Annotated in this window: 16 protein-coding genes and 1 other RNA gene; all 17 read right to left on the bottom strand. The window is 42.5% G+C overall.

Features of this window, described 5'->3' with window-relative positions:
- Positions 1-46 precede the first annotated feature (46 nt).
- The 17 genes from ssrS to yajC all read right to left on the bottom strand — a co-directional run bounded on the left by ssrS (position 47) and on the right by yajC (position 17,749).
- Positions 47-224: non-coding RNA, 6S RNA (ssrS, locus tag AC1ECB_RS07095), on the bottom strand.
- A 72-nt stretch (positions 225-296) separates the two neighbouring features.
- Positions 297-2,147 carry an aspartate--tRNA ligase gene (aspS, locus tag AC1ECB_RS07090; RefSeq protein ID WP_485668059.1) on the bottom strand — a complete coding sequence of 617 codons (1,851 nt, stop codon included), beginning with the start codon at positions 2,145-2,147 and terminating at the stop codon, positions 297-299.
- Entirely contained in the window at positions 2,147-3,412 is a 1,266-nt protein-coding gene (hisS, locus tag AC1ECB_RS07085; RefSeq protein WP_485668058.1) for a histidine--tRNA ligase, read from the bottom strand. Before hisS ends, aspS begins: the two co-directional genes overlap by 1 nt.
- 2 nt (positions 3,413-3,414) lie before the next feature.
- Complete coding sequence (gene hemZ / locus AC1ECB_RS07080; RefSeq protein ID WP_485668057.1) at positions 3,415-4,998, bottom strand: coproporphyrinogen dehydrogenase HemZ; 1,584 nt, start codon at positions 4,996-4,998, stop codon at positions 3,415-3,417.
- Positions 4,991-5,440, bottom strand: a complete 450-nt coding sequence (locus tag AC1ECB_RS07075; protein ID WP_485668056.1) for a Fur family transcriptional regulator — start codon at positions 5,438-5,440, stop codon at positions 4,991-4,993. The genes hemZ and AC1ECB_RS07075 overlap by 8 nt, the downstream gene beginning before the upstream one ends.
- Positions 5,441-5,445: 5 nt before the next feature.
- Positions 5,446-6,498: an AI-2E family transporter gene (locus tag AC1ECB_RS07070; protein WP_485668055.1), complete on the bottom strand. Its 1,053-nt coding sequence runs from the start codon at positions 6,496-6,498 to the stop codon at positions 5,446-5,448.
- Positions 6,499-6,511: 13 nt separating this feature from the next.
- On the bottom strand, positions 6,512-7,132 hold the full coding sequence (locus AC1ECB_RS07065) for an MBL fold metallo-hydrolase (RefSeq protein ID WP_485668054.1): 621 nt from the start codon (positions 7,130-7,132) through the stop codon (positions 6,512-6,514).
- A 15-nt stretch (positions 7,133-7,147) separates the two neighbouring features.
- Complete coding sequence (gene dtd, locus AC1ECB_RS07060) at positions 7,148-7,597, bottom strand: D-aminoacyl-tRNA deacylase (RefSeq protein WP_485668053.1); 450 nt, start codon at positions 7,595-7,597, stop codon at positions 7,148-7,150.
- Positions 7,598-9,823, bottom strand: coding sequence for a RelA/SpoT family protein (locus AC1ECB_RS07055; RefSeq protein ID WP_485668052.1), 2,226 nt, complete (start codon positions 9,821-9,823; stop codon positions 7,598-7,600).
- 34 nt (positions 9,824-9,857) lie between these two features.
- A complete protein-coding gene (recJ, locus tag AC1ECB_RS07050) occupies positions 9,858-11,909 on the bottom strand; it encodes a single-stranded-DNA-specific exonuclease RecJ (RefSeq protein WP_485668051.1) in 2,052 nt (683 codons plus the stop codon).
- 271 nt (positions 11,910-12,180) lie between these two features.
- Positions 12,181-12,594 (bottom strand): DUF456 family protein, encoded by a 414-nt coding sequence (locus AC1ECB_RS07045; RefSeq protein WP_485668050.1) that lies wholly within the window; start codon positions 12,592-12,594, stop codon positions 12,181-12,183.
- Positions 12,595-12,688: 94 nt separating this feature from the next.
- A complete protein-coding gene (locus AC1ECB_RS07040; RefSeq protein WP_485668049.1) occupies positions 12,689-13,717 on the bottom strand; it encodes a hypothetical protein in 1,029 nt (342 codons plus the stop codon).
- 89 nt (positions 13,718-13,806) lie between these two features.
- On the bottom strand, positions 13,807-14,715 hold the full coding sequence (gene secF, locus AC1ECB_RS07035; protein WP_485668048.1) for a protein translocase subunit SecF: 909 nt from the start codon (positions 14,713-14,715) through the stop codon (positions 13,807-13,809).
- Positions 14,705-15,934: a protein translocase subunit SecD gene (gene secD / locus AC1ECB_RS07030; protein ID WP_485668047.1), complete on the bottom strand. Its 1,230-nt coding sequence runs from the start codon at positions 15,932-15,934 to the stop codon at positions 14,705-14,707. The genes secF and secD overlap by 11 nt, the downstream gene beginning before the upstream one ends.
- A 50-nt stretch (positions 15,935-15,984) precedes the next feature.
- Positions 15,985-16,668 carry a phosphohydrolase gene (locus AC1ECB_RS07025; RefSeq protein ID WP_485668046.1) on the bottom strand — a complete coding sequence of 228 codons (684 nt, stop codon included), beginning with the start codon at positions 16,666-16,668 and terminating at the stop codon, positions 15,985-15,987.
- A 102-nt stretch (positions 16,669-16,770) separates the two neighbouring features.
- Positions 16,771-17,352 carry a 5-formyltetrahydrofolate cyclo-ligase gene (locus AC1ECB_RS07020; RefSeq protein ID WP_485668045.1) on the bottom strand — a complete coding sequence of 194 codons (582 nt, stop codon included), beginning with the start codon at positions 17,350-17,352 and terminating at the stop codon, positions 16,771-16,773.
- Positions 17,353-17,452: 100 nt separating this feature from the next.
- The gene (yajC, locus tag AC1ECB_RS07015) at positions 17,453-17,749 is read right to left on the bottom strand and encodes a preprotein translocase subunit YajC (protein WP_485668044.1); all 297 of its coding nucleotides are present in this window, start codon (positions 17,747-17,749) and stop codon (positions 17,453-17,455) included.
- Positions 17,750-17,763: the final 14 nt, after the last annotated feature.

Here is a 17,763-nt window from a genome sequence, read left to right as displayed (position 1 = left end):
CCGGTTATACACCAAAAATGATGGCCTATGCTGTAAATATAGACACTCATTCCCCACTATGCCGTATCGTCTCTGTTTTGAACCTGCCCTCGGCAGGTGGGTGCTCGCCTACTTATTTTGTGTGTCCCCTAAAACCAGGGCATACACGCCATAACCAGAGACAGGCTCCCGCAGTAAAAGTGTTGGCTCAAAACATTGACATTACACGCACACAGCAGGGGTATGAATGCATTTCTTAGTACGCTTTTATAGTATCAAATAAATCACGCAATTGCAATAGTTTCAATATTGGGATATTATTCCACTGTCGGAGTAATCTTATTTTTGGCAACAACAGCAGACTTAATATACAATTCCTTAAGCTGTTTCGAACCGACTTCCGACGGCGCTTGCATCATCATATCGGAAGCACTTTGTGTTTTGGGGAAGGCAATAACATCGCGGATGGAGGCCCGTTTAGCCATTAGCATAACCAAACGATCTAACCCAAAAGCAATGCCGCCATGGGGTGGAGTACCATACTCAAAAGCTTCAAGCAAGTAGCCAAATTTATCTACAGCCTCTTCCGGACTTAAGCCAATCGCTGTAAATACCTTTTCTTGAACGCTGCGATTATAAATACGAAGACTGCCACCACCCAGTTCAATACCGTTAAGTACCAGGTCATAGGCTTTGGCTTTAATCTTGCCGGAATCATTGCCTAAAAATTCTACGTCTTCATCGCGTGGTGAGGTAAACGGATGGTGCATAGCTACCCAGCGTTTGTCTTCTTCATCATATTCAAACATCGGGAAATCAATAACCCACAAGAAGGAGAGTTTATCGGGGTCGATTAAGTTAAGACGACGACCCATCTCTAAGCGAAGCTGTCCTAATGCAGCAGCTACAACTTTAGGTTTATCGGCGACAAACAAGATCAAATCACCAGATTCAGCTTGCGTGGCAGCCGTCATTTTATCAATCGTGTCTTGGCTGAAGAATTTAGTGATCGGCGATTTTAGACCCTCATCAGTGTAGCATATCCAAGCAAGGCCTTTAGCGCCATAGGTTGCAACAAAATTGACTAAACCATCAAGTTCGCGGCGCGGAGCATTGGCGTAGCCCTTGACATTAATAGCTTTAACCTGACCACCATTAGCTAATACTGTATCAAATACTTTGAAACCAGAATTCGTAAAAACACCTGACAAGTCAATTAGTTCCATACCGAAACGAAGATCTGGCTTATCAGAACCGTAGCGGGCCATAGCCTCGTCATAGCTTAAGCGAACAATTGGTGTGGTCACCTCTGCTCCAATACTCTCTTTAAAGATATAGGCAATCATTTCTTCTGTGAGGGATAAGATATCTTCCCGATCAATAAAGGACATTTCAATATCAAGCTGAGTAAACTCAGGCTGACGGTCAGCGCGGAGATCCTCATCACGGAAACAGCGGGCAATTTGGAAATAACGCTCCAGCCCGCCAACCATTAATAGTTGCTTATAAATTTGCGGCGATTGAGGCAGAGCATAAAACTTGCCCGGATTTACCCGGCTAGGGACGAGATAGTCTCTGGCACCTTCCGGCGAACTTTTGGTAAGTATTGGCGTTTCTACTTCGACAAAACAGTGCTTGTCTAAAAAATCCCGCATTGATTTGGTTACCCGGTGTCTAAGTATGAGGTCCTGCTGCATTTCCGGACGCCGTAAATCAAGATAACGATATTTCAATCGCAAAATTTCATCAACATCAATGTTGTCCTGGATATAAAAAGGTGGTGTTTTGGCTGAATTCAATATTCTTAACTCATTACCAAAAACTTCAATCGTACCTGTAGCCATATTAGGATTAATTGTACTTTCAGAACGAACCTTTACAATGCCGCGTACTGCGAGTACATATTCATTCCGAACAGCCTCAGCCTTACTAAAGGCGCCTTTATTAACATCAGGTGAAAATACCACCTGAACAATACCGGAACGGTCACGCAAATCAACAAAAATAAGTCCGCCATGATCACGCCGTCTTGAAACCCAGCCACACAGGGTAACTTCCTGTCCGGTATAATCCTGATTCAGAGCATTGCAAGCATGGGTTCGTTTTAAACCCTGCATGGTATCAAGTTTACTAGTAAGTTCATGATCAACTGTTTCCATTTGTGCCATTACTTCTCCATCTCCTCTAAAATCATCGGTACCAGTGCAGTCCTGGCTATTAGTTCCTGACTGCCTGTCTCCATATTTTTTACCATTACTTTCTGCGCTGCTAATTCATCTTCACCAAGAAGCGCCACAAATTTAGCGGGATATTTGTTAGCATACTTCATCTGCGCTTTCAAGCTGCGGTTCATAAAATCCATATCGGCAGCAATACCTGCATAGCGAAGTTCTGTTAGCAACTGAAAGGCCACAGCCCGGGCTTTAGTTCCCAAAGGGGCAACAAAAATATCAATTGCGGTATTTATTGACGGCAGTAATGCCTGTTTTTCCAAGGCTAACAGCACTCGCTCAATACCGGTAGCAAAGCCGATACCCGGTATTGGTTGTCCGCCGCATTCGGCAATAAGGCCGTCATAGCGTCCGCCGCCACACACTGCACTTTGTGCCCCTAAGGGTGAATACTGAATTTCAAAAGCAGTTTTTGTATAATAATCAAGCCCCCGCACTAAACGAGGATTTATCACAAAAGAAATTCCAGCTGCTGTCAGTAATTCTTGTAAGCCGGCAAAGTGACTGCCGCAGTCCTCACACAGGCAATCAAGCATATGAGGGGCGCCCTGGGAATACTCTGCACAGGTTTCATTTTTACAATCCAGGATACGCATAGGATTACGTTCATAGCGTGACTGGCAATCTGAACATAAATGAGAACGTTTTTCCTGAAAAAATTCTTGTAATTTAGCTCGATATACCGGACGGCACTGCGGGCAGCCAACAGAATTAATCAGTAATTTTAAATCACTTAATCCCAACTTATTGAGGAATGCTACCGCTAAGCTAATGACTTCAGCATCAATAGCCGGCCCCTGAGCGCCAATCGCTTCAATACCAAACTGATGGAATTGGCGGTAGCGGCCGGCTTGCGGCCGGTCATATCTAAACATCGGGCCAATATAATATAGCTTCGTGGGTTGAGGTCCACTATAAAGCTTGTTCTCAAGATACGAGCGAACAACAGACGCCGTATTTTCAGGCCGTAAAGTAATGCTGCGTTTAGCCCGGTCAGTAAACGTATACATTTCTTTTTCAACAATATCAGTTGTATCACCGATACCGCGCAGAAAAAGTTCAGTATGTTCAAAAACGGGCGTGCGAATTTCCTGATAAGCAAAATTAAAGCATACTTCACGAATTATTTTTTCAACATACTGCCAGTGTCCACTGCTGTCAGGCAATATATCTTTGGTCCCCCGGGGGCCGGTTGTCAGCATAGTTAATCCTCCTCATGGTCGCCATACAATCTTGAGAGCAAGGTATGTCTTTCGCTCAGATATATATCTAAATTTTTTATGTAAGAACCAACATCTTTGGCGTTATAGGAACTTTGCAACCGCCAGTTACTGGGGTTTACCGCCTTTGTACCAGCTGCTGGCCCAATGCCGATGATAGTCTGTCTTTCCTCCATAATTTGCATATTATACAGACAATCGGTATCCGGTTTGGCATAGCCAATGTTTTCAAGATTGCCTGTCATATACTTTTGACGATATAAATAATAAGGGTGCATATTCATATTGGCAGTATAATCTGCCGCCGTCTTAAGCATTGCCTGTGTAATTTCTTCATTAGGCAATGCTTGTCCGGTCATCGTACCAGAACTTAGTGATTCTTTGAGAATCGAACCACGTTTTAACGCCAAGGTATGGACCGTAATATTTTCCGGATTAAGCAGCACAATTTGCCGCATCGTATCTTCCATGTCAGCTTGGGTCTCTCCTGGCAGTCCGGCAATGACATCCATGTTTACTATCGGTATTCCTGCATGGCGAATTTTTGCGAATACGTCTATTATATCCTGAACAGTGTGTCGCCGTCCAATCTGTTTTAACGTTTTATCTTGCATTGTTTGTGGATTTATACTAACTCTATTTATGCCATATTGCCGTAAAACATCAATTTTTTCATCGTTAATACTGTCTGGCCGGCCAGCCTCAACGGTAAATTCTCTTGTTTGTGACCCACAAAGTTCTTGTCTTACCAAGGATAAAAGGGTGGACAAATCGGTTCCATCCAGACTGGTAGGCGTTCCGCCACCCACATATATATTCTCTACTGATAAATTAAATTTTGCTAGTAAACCAGCGGTACTTTCAATATCTTTAGTAATTGCCCGCAGAAAGACCTCAAGTTCGCGCCGGTCCGGCAGCACGTAAGCCGGGAATGAGCAATACAAACAACGGGACGGACAATAAGGTATGCCTACATAGATACTTACCTTTTTTCCGCCTGCAGGTTTATCAGGGGTAGCAATGAACGGACGTTGATGAATGGCTATGCCAGTAACAAGGTCAGCTTTCACCGGTGCTGCCGCATATTCTTTTATCAGCTTGGCAGCAATTTCAGAATGACTAAGACCTTGATCTAATAATCGATGAACAATTTTGGTCGGACGAACACCGCGTAGTATCCCCCACGGTCCGGGATTATGGCCGGTTATCTGTCGCATCAGCTTTAATACATTAAGGCGTACCAGTCGTTTTATAAGTCCTGTTAGGTCTTCCCCATCTTTATTTTTCATACTTTCCTGTGGCAGAGAACGACGTTCATATTCTGTCAGCTGATTCAATACGGCGTTGGAATTATAAAAGCTAATAGTTACTTTGACCTCTGTTGTATACTCATCAGATGTAACCGCACATTTTACTAACAAACTATCAGATTGCAGTTGGCTCAAAGAGGCTTCATCCTGCCAAATACCTGCCGCAGTAACATCAAATAGTGCCATAGTATCACGTATTGCGGCTAAAACATCAACATTCGTGCCAGTGGCAGCAGTAATCAAAAAATCCTTAATCATCACGTTTCATCTGGCATTCCTGACAATATCCATAAAACTTTACCTGATGATCTACGATGCTAAAATTGCTGTTTTGGGCGATGATGTTTTCCAGATCTTCCATTAAATCATCCGCAAATTCAATTACCCTGCCACAGGTAAGACAAATAAGATGGTGATGATGATGGGGGCTGCTGGTTTCATTAATTTCATAGCGGCTGCGCCCATCGCCAAAATCAATTTTTTGTAGGATTTCAAGTTCACTTAATAATTCAAGTGTCCGATATACTGTGGCCAAACCAATATCATTTGCCTGCTGACGCACAATGTTGTGAACATCTTCAGCACTTAAGTGTTTATCGCGATTATCGATAAACACCTGTAAAATGATTTGGCGTTGTGGTGTAAGCTTATAATCGCGGTCTTTAAACTTCTGGCGTAAGTTAGATAAATCAAAATTCATACATTTCACCTGTCTTTTTTATCATCATCAAGATACCAAAGGTGGCGAAGCAGCACTTTCAGGAGCGCTGCAACCGGTACTGCTAAAAACATGCCTGTAATACCATAGAATTGGCCGCCAATTAACAGGCTGATAATTATTAGTGAAGGGTGTAAATCTATAGTATGACCCATAATATGGGGAACAATGATGTTATTTTCAATTTGATGAATGATTAAATAAAAAGCAGCTACTTTTATTGCCAGTACCGGTGATACCAAAGAAGCCAATAATAAGGCTGGAATAGAGCCAATGATGGGACCAATGATCGGAATGGCTTCTGTCAGTGTGGCCAAGAGCCCTAAAACTAAGGGATAGTCCACTTTCAGAAAATACATACCGCTAAAGACCAAAAGCCCAATTATAACACTGATAACAACTTGTCCTCTGATATAGTTGCTTACAACGGCCGCCATTTCCTCAATTATATTAACAGCTTGTTGTTGTATGGAACCAGGAAAAAGAGTAACAACACCTTCCTTAAGACTCCGCCAATCTTTCAGAAAATAGTAAGCAAGCACAGGGACAATTAGTAGTTCTATCATCTGTGTTGCAAAAGAAAATACCGTATTAAAAGCATTACGGACCAAACTTACGGCATAGGAAGCTGCCCCTCCCAGTCCATTCTCGATAATCTGGCGGATATTATCAGGTATTTGTGCCAAATCTGCCTGTTGTTGTATCAGCATAATCAGGCTTTGGATTTTGGTCACAAGTCTGGGCAAATCACCAACAAACTTATTAAATTCATTGATAAACGGAAACAAAACAAAAGTTGTTATAAGAGTCAGCAGGAGGCCTGTCAGGAGAAATACTACCAGGATGGCAATGCCACGGGGTAAATGAACCTGCTTTGTTCCCAAGGGGATGGCAACTATGGCATTAACAAACGGATTAAGCACAAAGGTCACAATGATCGCTAGAATGAGGGGAAAAAAAATAGGTGTTATTTGGCTAAAAATATAGCAGCCTACTAGCAAAATAATAATTTTTATTACCACTGCAGGTGATTTAAGCATAGTAGTAATTCCCTTACTGAATAAAAGGGTTATGACTGCGTTCCCAGCCAATGCTGGTTTCCGGTCCATGACCTGGCAATACCCTGACGGTATCCGCAAGATTCATCAACTGACTTTTAATACTGTTGATGAGTTGACTATGAGAACCGCCAGGAAAATCACTGCGGCCAATTGATTCAGCAAACAAAGTATCACCTGCAAGCAGCACCTTATCAGTCAACAGACATATCCCGCCAGGAGTGTGTCCTGGTGTATGCAAGATTTTAAATTCAATATTGCCAATCGAAATTGTATCGCCAGCCTTGAGCAAGCGATCAGCCGACCGGCAACTAAAACTACCACCAATATATGTAGATAGGTTAAGCTCCGGATTTGTTAACATATCGGCATCTTCATGATGAATCAGAACTTTGGCGCCAGTTGCCTGTTGAATAGCATCATTAGCAGCAATATGATCAGCGTGCCCATGGGTATTGATAATATAATCAACAGTAAGTCTGGCCTTGTTAATTTCAGCAAGGATAGCCTCTGCACTTCCGCCAGGATCGATTACACCTGCTTGTAAGGTTTGCTCACAATATACTATGTAACAGTTAGTCCCCAACTGGCCTACTCCTAATTGAATTATTTTCACATCATCACTCTCCTATTAAAACAGCCGCTTACTATCCAGCAGCATTGTTACTGGTCCACGATTAGTCAGACGCACGATCATTTCAGCCTGAAACTGTCCGCAGGCTACCGTTATTCCCATGTTACGGCACAGTTGTACAAAGGTATCATAAAGTACAATTGCAGTTTGGGGCGGAGCGGCAGCATCAAAACTGGGACGGCGTCCTTTACGGCAATCGCCGTATAAAGTAAACTGAGAAACTACCAGCAAATCCCCACTTATATCTTTAAGTGATAGATTCATTTTTCCCGCATTATCCGGAAAAATCCGCAAATTTACAATTTTTTCCGCCAGGTAATTAACATCTGTTTCAGTATCTTCCGGACCTATCCCTAAGAAAACAGTTAAGCCTGTCCCAATTGCAGCAATTTCGTGCTCAGCGACCATTACGCTGGCACAATCGGTTAATTGAACAACAGCCCTCAATTAGACTCCTCCTATTTGAGTAGTGCGACGCACATTATAAACATCGGGAATCCGACGCATTTTATTGATAATGTGCTCCAACTGGCTTAGATTGCCAATATCAATATCCATATTAATGGTAGCGGTTTTATTTTTATGTACCCGGGCATTTAGAGAACCGACATTAATTTTGGCATCTGCCGCCACCATCATGACGTCGGAGAGCAGATTATGGCGATCCATGCCGGTGATTTCAATAGATACCCGATAAAGCGTATCACCAGGAACATCCCAATTGACTTCAATCATACGTTCATATTCTTCCGGATTATTCAGGATATTGAGGCAATCAGCACGGTGTACGGACACCCCCCGGCCTCTGGTAATATAACCCACAATAATATCACCAGGCAATGGATTACAGCAACGTGCTAATCTGACCATAAGTCCTGCTTCACCCTTAACTAAGATGCCATGGCTGACTTTGTTCTTGAGTCGTTTTGGTTTTAGTTCAGCCAGCATAGCCGAAACGTCAGGCGTCGTCGAACTTTTCAATTCCTTTTTATATAATTCAATCAGCTTGGCTATTACTCCATGTAAGGTAACTCCGCCATATCCCAGACCTTCAAAGAGGTCATCTTCACTTGAAATACTTAATTTTTTGGCAATCTCATTGAGGCGGTCACCTTTTACAAGATCACGCCATTCATAGCCGAGCTTTTTACTCTCGCGTTCGATCATTTCCCGGCCTTTGGCTATATTTTCTTCCCGTTTTTCTTTCTTAAACCATTGGCGAATTTTATTTCTTGTTTCCGATGAGCCAATAATATTCAGCCAGTCACGACTCGGTCCATTACCTTGCTTGGCGGTAATGATTTCAACAATATCACCATTAGTAAGCTTATATTCTAAGGGCACAAGTTTACCGTTAACTTTGGCACCGACACAGCGATGGCCTACATCGGTGTGAATGCGATAGGCAAAATCAATCGGAATCGATCCGGCAGGTAAATCAATAACATCACCGCGAGGTGTAAAAACAAACACTTCGTCGGCAAAAACATCCATTTTTACCGTCTCGATGAATTCGCGTGGATCCCGCAAATCGCGATGCCATTCTAAAAGCTGCCTAAGCCAGGCCAATTTTTGATCTGTATCTTTATGGGCAGCTTTACTGCCTTCCTTATAACGCCAGTGCGCAGCAATACCATATTCAGAAATCCGGTGCATATCGAGCGTCCGAATTTGAATCTCCAGTGGCTGTCCGGACTGTCCAATAACCGTAGTATGCAGTGACTGATAGCCGTTAGATTTCGGCATAGCAATATAATCCTTAAACCTGCCGGGTAAAGGCTTCCATAAAGTGTGAACAGTACCTAACGCCCCGTAACAGTCTTTCAATGACTGGACAACAATGCGGATGGCTGACAAATCATATATCTCACTGACATCCTGTTTGTGGTTTTTTTTCATTTTTTTATAGATACTGTAAAAGTGTTTGGGCCGCCCCTGGATTTCAGCGGTTATGCCGACAGATTCAAGACGTTCTTCCATCAACGCAATGGCGTCTGTAATAATCTTCTCACGTTCTTTGCGTTTTTGTTTTACCTGTTCCACAAGCCGGTAGTATTTTTCTGGTTCTAAGAATCGGAAAGACAGATCCTCTAATTCCCACTTTACGTTGGAAATACCTAAGCGGTGCGCCAGCGGGGCAAATATTTCCAGCGTTTCACGAGATATTTCCGCTTGTTTATGTGGAGCCATATATTTAAGAGTTCGCATGTTATGCAGTCTGTCCGCAAGCTTTATTAATACGACCCGAATATCTTTAGCCATAGCCAGGAACATCTTACGATAGTTCTCTAACTGCTGCTCTTCTTTAGATTTATACTCAATTCGATTTAATTTAGTGACTCCATCGACAAGCATGGCAATTTCCTTACCAAAATCTTTTTCCAATTGCTCTAAGGTAACTGACGTATCCTCTACTACGTCATGAAGCAAGCAGGCACTAATTGTGACAGCGTCAATTTGTAAATCAGCCAGTATAGTAGCAACCCCAATAGGATGACAGATATATGCTTCTCCTGATACCCTAAGTTGACCATCATGAGCACTATAAGCAAGTTGATAAGCTTTAGTAACTAATTGTAACGGCGCGTCAGGCTGGTAAGTTTTAATTTTGGCTATAATATTTTCTATAGTTGGTTTATTCCTTTTTGTAACCTGGATATCATTGTTGCTCATGACTCACCTCTTACACTAGTGCTGCTATAAATAGTTAACTATACTGACTCAAGTACTCTTCACGCATTTTTATACTTTCCTGAAAAGCAGGCGAGTTTATTAGGTCAAGCTTTTTCAGTGGTGATGGCGTAAGTTGAATAGTAAAAGTGTCTTGCTCTTTTGGTTCTTTTGTCAGTAAATGTAATTCAGCTAAAATGGTTAGAGCCATAGTAAGAACATGCTCTGATAAAACCACATTATAATTGCTCGAAATTTTATTTACGATAGTTTGCAAAGATAAATTATATTGTCCTAATTTATTATATTCTTTTAAAGTTAAATATACCTGCGCAATACAGGTACGATCAGGGGCAATTCTATTTAGCTCGGCTTGTGTCCGGCTATCTGGCGATTGGCGTACATCATGAGCGATCAATTGTACGTTTTTATGTCCCTGCCACTCATTGAATTTGGGAACAAACACTAAATCTATGGCTTTATCACAGGTAAGGATTGGCGACAGTTCAGCCATATTCCAGGCAATCACATCCTTAATTGCAGTATGTTTCAGTTTGAGTTTCAAATGGCGACTTTGCTGTCCTATGAGACGTTTTTCTTTCATTTCAATGTTATGACAAGCAAATACCGGACTGGGATTACCAAATCCATATGGTTCAAGACTGGCCAATTGTTCAAGAAATGAAGCACTGATCTCTTCGAGGGGCAGTATCGAATCAATAGTAAGAACAGGCACATAATCGACTGCGGATAGTGTTTCGGCTGCCAAGGAATTTAGCCGTTCCCGCAACAAAGGTATGTTTGACAGTGGTATGGACAATCCTGCTGCCTGGCGATGCCCCCCAAACTGAGTTAATAGATCAGAACAAGCAGTTAACGCTGTATACATGTCAAATGCGGGTATACTGCGACAAGAGCCCTTGCCTACTCCATCATGGATACTAATCATAACTACCGGTTTATAATATTTGTCAACTAACCGGGAAGCAACAATGCCAATTACGCCAGAATGCCATTCTTCACCAGCTAGTACCAGCACCTTGGCTGCACCTACATCTACTGTTTCAAGCTGTTCTTCCACTTTTGCCAAAATGCTCTTTTCTATATTTTGGCGGGCTAAATTTTCCCCATCCAGCAAGTTTGCCAGTTCGTGGGCATAATTAGCATCCTTAGTAATTAGCAGTTCCACTCCGGCAGCGGCCTGACTAACACGTCCTACAGCGTTAAGACGCGGCGCAATAACAAAACCGATACTGCCGCTGTCAATAACCTTGCCGCGTAAGCCGCATACCTCAAGCAAAGCTTCTATCCCTAAATTATCAGTAGTTTGCAGCTGTTTTAGACCTAGTTTCACCAGGACACGGTTTTCTCCAGTAAGCGGTACAATATCAGCAACTGTACCGATAGCTACAATATCAAGATAATCAAAAAATTTGGTTTCAAGTCCGTAAACATGTTGCCATAACCCCTGACATAACTTGAAGGCTACACCAACACCAGCCAAATTTTTTTCCGGATATAAACATCCCGGTTGTTTGGGATTAATTATGGCCACAGCAACAGGGAGTTCAACTGGCGGTTGATGGTGATCGGTTATAATAATAGCAAGCTGATCGCCGATAGCCGCAATCTCCTTAATGGCACTAATGCCACAGTCAACGGTAATAACTAATTTTGTCCCAGTATTTATTAGGTTATGTAAAGCCGCTGGATTAAGCCCATACCCCTCGCTTTGCCTGTCAGGGATATAAAACTCAACAATAGCACCCAGTCTGGTTAACGTCTTATAAAGGGTAGCACAAGCGGTAATTCCATCCACATCATAATCACCATAAATGGTAATCTTTTCTTTTATTTCAACAGCTTGAATAATTCTCTCAACAGCAGTCCTCATACCCTTTAGTGCATACGGATCGCCAATATGTTCAGCACCAGCGTATAAGAATTCGTCTGCCGCCTGTTCATTAGTAATGCCACGATTTATCAGTGCCTGCGCAATATACTCAGATATGTTTAGTTTCTGGCTGAGCTCGTTTGCCAATTGATGCCTAGCGGGAAACAATCTCCACTTTTTTTTTAGCTTAGCCATAATAACGTTATAGACCTCCAAAACAATGTACTAGAAACAATTGTAGTATACAGTGTAAATTTTTGCAACTTTACCTGAATTTTTCTCAGTTTTCCTGAGTTTCTGTTTGGTTTTCCGCATCAAATATGATCACACCCATAAAAAAAATATATATTGGATTACTATTCTCGCAAAAACTTCAATATTCCTTTAATATTATCGGCTGTAAAATAAATAAAGAAACCTTGGCTTCTGCCGAGCCTTCAGCGAAAGCCAAGGTTTTCAAAACCCATTATCGAAATATGTACAGATGTATAACGACAATCATAGTAATGCCGCAAACAAACCTAATAACAGCCACGCCGATCAGTCGGAGCAGTACCTGGAATACTGTATCTCTATGCGGCAAAAGTGTTTTACCGGCAACTAATTCCCATAGGAATAGCCCGAGAACAGATCCGAACAGGGCATCGCTTGCCAGTATACCGCCAAAATGACACACTGCACTATTGATGCTAAAATCGCGTGAAACCGGTAAGTTCTCAGTCAAATAGATTCGTAATATTCTTCCGCCTAACTCGCTTAATAGGGAAAGCAGTATCAATAACTTAATTGTTTCCGGAGTAAAATTCACGAAATTAGTTGATAAACCATAAATGACAGCCCCCAGCAGGATGATCAGCGTCCCCGAGAGCTTTACTGACATTGTACAAAAAAGACCTGCTATCATAATGAATGTTACTAAAAGTTCGACCCACAAAAGGCAATTACCCCGTTTCACCCGAATAGTACTGCTACTGTTATTGTAACTTGTTATCTCCTTGTTTATGTAGAAAGTAAGCTATCCAGCCAATGAAAACAATCATTAGTAAACCTGTTACACTCATAATCATGAGAATTAATTCTAAGCTGAACAAGCTGCCGCACCAGACTAATAGTCCTGCTAAGGCTAGCGCTGAGCTAAAATGCATTCTTGTAATTATACTGAGTTGTTTAGCATTGACCAGCATGGCTGGAACCATTGTGTTGAGTAATATACATACTAATATACTATTAAACCCGGCTGCCAGCCATGATCCAAAAACCTGATTGGCAACAATCGACAAAGGCATAAATCCGTATCCTCCGCCCAGTAAGACTATATGGGCCAGCAGCAAAGTAAAAAGCCCCTCAAAAAATTTTGCTAATACGGCTAGATAAATGCCGGCATAGTTTTGGTGGGCAAAATAAGTTCCCGCTTCTACCACCAGTACCGAATGCATGCCACCGGCATTATAGCCAATAAGAGCTAGTACCAGTGCCCAGCCGCTATAATCAAGTGATAGCAAGTTAGTAAAGGATATTGTTGTGAAAGTATCAGGCAGCATAAACACCATAACCCCTATTGCCGGGATAAGTAAGAGTGCTGCATAGTTAGAAATTATCAGTAGTTCCCTGCCATAACCGGCAGCCAACAAACAACATACCATTATACAGCAAGCAACAGTCACTACATAGGGGAGTCCTGTCAGGTGCTCTAGCAATTGTCCGGCAAAATAGCCGCCGGTTAATGCACTGGCTGGCAGTGATACAGCCAATATTGCCAGCGCCAGCAGTACTTTGCCGCGTATCCCAAACAGCCGCTTGACCACTGCGGTTAATTCGTGTCCGCTTTTTGTGCCTATCCAGGCTGACGTGCCGGCTACTATCGAGCCGAATATCATATACGCTAAAAATACTGTTGAATAAATACCTTGGCCGATTAGCGATGCCATAGCTGGAACAACAGCTACATTATCGCCGGCGATATGAACAAGTGCCAACGATAGTGCCGGTAGGATAACTCCCATATATATCGCCCCCTGCCTGCTTATAGGATATTGCAGCAGAGCCTTAATGGTGCAAAAAAGCCTGAAGCAATTTGCTTCAGGCTAAAAAACTAGTTTGCACCTTTGATTCGTTGTTCCATACGGCGTTTTTCGTCGTACTCTCTCCAGGTTATCCAGATTTGGCTGGCATTAAATATTGAAGAATAAGCACCACTGGCAAAACCAATCAACAGAGCCAGCGAAAAATTCTTGGTAGTCTCGCCGCCAAACACATAAAGCGCAGCAGTTGCAAAGATTACAGTAAGAACGGTATAAATGGAACGGGTCATTGTCTGCCAGATGCTGCGATTAACGAGCTCTGCCAGCCCCTCACTTTTCTTGTAGGTTTTCAGGTTTTCCCTGATCCGGTCAAAAATAACAATGGTATCGTTAATTGAATAGCCGATAATTGTCAAAATTGCTGCCACAAAAGTAGAGTCAATCTCCTTTTGCAAAATTGAAAATATACCCAAAACAATCAATATATCGTGCACAAGGGCGGCAATACCGGCAACGGCAAATTTAAACTCAAACCGGTAGGTAATATAGACAATTTCAAGCACCCAGGCCAGTAAAAGCGCGAGACCAGCCTGTTGTGCCAGTTCGGAGCCAATTACGGCACCGACCTTTTCGGCTCTCAAAACCTCAAAAGCTCCCAGTTTTGTTTCTAAGCCTTTAAGTACATTGCGGCGTTCCTCTTCACTGAGCACATGGGACCGGATTAATACATTGTTTGCCTTATCTTCCTGGCCTGTTAAAGCCAGTTGAATGGTACTACCTTCTAATTGATAATCTTTAAGTACCTCTCTTATTTCACTTACTGCCACCGGACGGGCAAATTTTAGGTCAAGCAACGTGCCACCGGTAAAGTCAATGCCTAAATTAAGGCCTTGCGTCGCCATAGATATCAAGCCAGGGATTATGATGAGCGCAGAGAGCAGAAACCACCAATAACGTTTAGCAACAATATCAAATTTCATGTTTTTCGCCCCCATAAACCCCATAAAACTTGCCATTTTTAAATACATTGGCGTTAATCAACATTTTGAGTACATATTTGGTAACCGTAATGGCGGTAAACATACTTAAAATTATCCCTAAGCCTAACGTAATAGCAAACCCCTTAATCGTACCAGTGCCCAAGAAAAATAGTACAGCCGCAGCAATTAAGGTTGTTATATTGGAGTCCAGAATAGTAGCAAAGGCCCGGCTAAAACCAGCATCCATAGCAGCCCTGAGCGTTTTTCCGTTCCGGTATTCTTCTTTAAACCGTTCAAAGATCAGCACGTTGGCATCAACGGCCATACCCACTGACAGAATAATACCGGCAATACCTGGTAAGGTCAATGTAGCGTTAAGCATTTTTAAACAAAATAACAACATCATTACATATAAGATAAGTGTTATAGTAGCGACAAAGCCAGAGGCCCGATAGAATAGCAGCATAAAGATAACAATGCCGGCAATGCCAATCACAAACGCTTGCATGCTCTTGGCTTTGGAATCTGCTCCCAAAGTCGGCCCAACAGTTCTTGTCTCCAAAACTTCAACTTTAACCGGCAAAGCACCTGAGCGAAGCAGTATTGCCAGCCGTTCCGCTTCTGCCATGTCCCGGTTACCGGAGATTACGGCCTTACCATTGGGAATGACTTCCTGAACAACAGGATTTGTTAATATCTGGTTGTCCAAAAGAATCGCAATATGTTTGCCAACACTCTTGGCAGTCAGGTCGGCAAACTTTTTGGCACCTTCATCAGTAAATTCGATCGCTACCAATTTCTGATTGCCTTTGTCAATTTGGGCTTTGGCATCTTTCAGGTCCTTACCTGTCAATACCACTGTACCACTTTCATCCTGAAATTCCATCAACGCCGTTTTACCAAGCATTTCAATGGCTTTTTCCGGATCTTTTACACCCGGAAGTTCGATAATAACCCGTCGTTCACCCTGGCGTTGGACAATGGGTTCAGTCAGTCCCAGTTCATTAATGCGGCGTTCCATAATTTGAACCACCCGCTGCATTGCATCATCATTTACTATTGCTTCAGGCGTATCTGAAGCTTCCATAACGACATGGGTTCCACCCTGCAGATCAAGCCCTTGCTTAATTGATAGAGACAGCGGCAACATATAAAAACCTGCAGCAACGAGAATTGCTAAAACAACCACCAAAAATTTGGCGAAATTATCCCACCTCAAGAAATTAGCCCCCCAATCTTGCATAATCCAATATTCACCTATTAGGACAACTACAATAGTTCATAATCATTAATTACCAACTTAAATTGGCAATCTAAAAATTCGGCTGCCCGCCGGCACATGACCATACGCAGTAAAAATATTTCAAAGTACTCCATGACAGGACAAATTGTCGTATCAATAGTAACAGCAAGCGTTATCTTACGCGATGCCCTGTCAATCAAGAGCTTGCTGCTCTCGGCAGCATAATTTACCCTGTCATGGATTTCAAATTTGGCAAAGTCGCGATTAGTAACCCGTGAGCGATGTACATCCGATTTATCTGCCAGAATGAGTGCTGACGCTACATGATTAACTGCATTACCACGTTCTTCCTCATGGTTACCAATAGCAGATATCACTAGTGCCACTTCTTCCGGGGGCATCCCCATCCGGGTCAGGATGGAAAATGTCATTATTGCACCTGAAACACCGTGATTGTACCGATTAATCATATTGGCGATATCATGCAGATAGCCGGCTATCGCCGCAAGCTCACAATCCCGTGTTGGGAAAGCTAGTTCCTGTAAAACCTTATAGGCCAGGGCCGAAACAATTCCGGCATGTCTGAGACCATGTTCGGTAAAACCAAGGCGACTAAGATATTTGGTACTACGGGTAAGGTAAACGGTTATTTCGTGATCTGCCTTTACTTGCACCAGGGTAATCGGTTGCTCAATAGTAGCTACTGACATTGACTAAACCTCCAGTTATCAAAAGTTAGCCTTTACTGTCAAATTCGTAGCACTATTACTAAGTGACAGCAGTAAGGCAAATGTAACTACTTACATTTTCCCTTACCTGCGTGTAAATATGCCATCTTCAGTAAGTAAATAATTTACTGGCCGGTCGTGGTCGTCAGTCGGTACTTTTTCAAGTATTTGTGCAGCCCAGGCTGCACCGATGAGCTCAGCTTTATTTGCTTGCGGTAAAAACCGGTCATAATAACCAGCACCCATCCCTAATCGCCGTCCGTCTTTGTCGAAAGCCACCCCAGGAACGATAATGAGATCCAATTCGCTGGGGTCCAGGAGTTTTAAGGTTGCCGGATTGGGAGTTAAGAGATTGAACTGCCCTACCACCAGATCGTCAAGATTAGCAATAATGGCAGCATCCATTAATCCCCGTGTCTCCCGCATATGCGGCACACAGATGGTTTTACCGGCACTTAGTGCATGGGAAATAACCTTGTCCAAATGAGGTTCATCAGGCATTGCCAGATAGAGCATAATAGTTTTAGCAGCTTGATATATGGGCCAAGAACATAAATGTTCGGCAAGCCGGGTGCTGCCGGCAGCCACTTCCTCCGGGCTCATTGACCGTCTTACAGCTAAAATATTTTTCCGCAATTCCTGTTTGGCATTTTTATTAGGTTCCATAATAGTTCCCCTCCCTATAAATACTCTCTTTTAACCAATGACGGCAGAAGCCGCCTGTACCTCAAAGGGGTATAGGCGGTAGCTGGTTATCTTTGAAAAGTTATTCAGGTTTCTGCTGATTTTGATTATGGCTTACAGCGGTACGAGCTATATCGACTTCTACTTTATCGGCAATTTTAATTGTAACAGTTTTTTCATTCAATGCCGTAATAGTACCGTACAAGCCACCAATAGTAACAATGCGTTCTCCCTTTTTGAGACTCTCCAAAAGTTCTTTACGACGTTGTTGTTCTTTTTTCTGTGGACGATATAGTAAAAAATAGAAGATTACGCCCATTAATACTATTGGCCATGAAGCCTGAATGGCTTGCATTATTTCGGGTGAAAGTGCTGGCATATATTTATCACCTC

Source organism: Sporomusa sp. 246TCP1 (assembly GCF_057319775.1).
The sequence above is the reverse complement of the archived record's forward strand: the minus strand, read 5'-3'. Positions and strand labels throughout refer to the sequence as shown.

What these genes read in the sequence shown, in the direction of transcription:
- aspS (WP_485668059.1), bottom strand. Translation starts at nt 2,147, where the DNA reads ATGGCACAAATGGAAACAGTTGATCATGAACTTACTAGTAAACTTGAT.
- hisS (WP_485668058.1), bottom strand. Translation starts at nt 3,412, where the DNA reads ATGCTGACAACCGGCCCCCGGGGGACCAAAGATATATTGCCTGACAGC.
- hemZ (WP_485668057.1), bottom strand. Translation starts at nt 4,998, where the DNA reads ATGATTAAGGATTTTTTGATTACTGCTGCCACTGGCACGAATGTTGAT.
- AC1ECB_RS07075 (WP_485668056.1), bottom strand. Translation starts at nt 5,440, where the DNA reads ATGAATTTTGATTTATCTAACTTACGCCAGAAGTTTAAAGACCGCGAT.
- AC1ECB_RS07070 (WP_485668055.1), bottom strand. Translation starts at nt 6,498, where the DNA reads ATGCTTAAATCACCTGCAGTGGTAATAAAAATTATTATTTTGCTAGTA.
- AC1ECB_RS07055 (WP_485668052.1), bottom strand. Translation starts at nt 9,823, where the DNA reads ATGAGCAACAATGATATCCAGGTTACAAAAAGGAATAAACCAACTATA.
- recJ (WP_485668051.1), bottom strand. Translation starts at nt 11,909, where the DNA reads ATGGCTAAGCTAAAAAAAAAGTGGAGATTGTTTCCCGCTAGGCATCAA.
- AC1ECB_RS07045 (WP_485668050.1), bottom strand. Translation starts at nt 12,594, where the DNA reads ATGTCAGTAAAGCTCTCGGGGACGCTGATCATCCTGCTGGGGGCTGTC.
- AC1ECB_RS07040 (WP_485668049.1), bottom strand. Translation starts at nt 13,717, where the DNA reads ATGGGAGTTATCCTACCGGCACTATCGTTGGCACTTGTTCATATCGCC.
- secF (WP_485668048.1), bottom strand. Translation starts at nt 14,715, where the DNA reads ATGAAATTTGATATTGTTGCTAAACGTTATTGGTGGTTTCTGCTCTCT.
- AC1ECB_RS07025 (WP_485668046.1), bottom strand. Translation starts at nt 16,668, where the DNA reads ATGTCAGTAGCTACTATTGAGCAACCGATTACCCTGGTGCAAGTAAAG.
- AC1ECB_RS07020 (WP_485668045.1), bottom strand. Translation starts at nt 17,352, where the DNA reads ATGGAACCTAATAAAAATGCCAAACAGGAATTGCGGAAAAATATTTTA.
- yajC (WP_485668044.1), bottom strand. Translation starts at nt 17,749, where the DNA reads ATGCCAGCACTTTCACCCGAAATAATGCAAGCCATTCAGGCTTCATGG.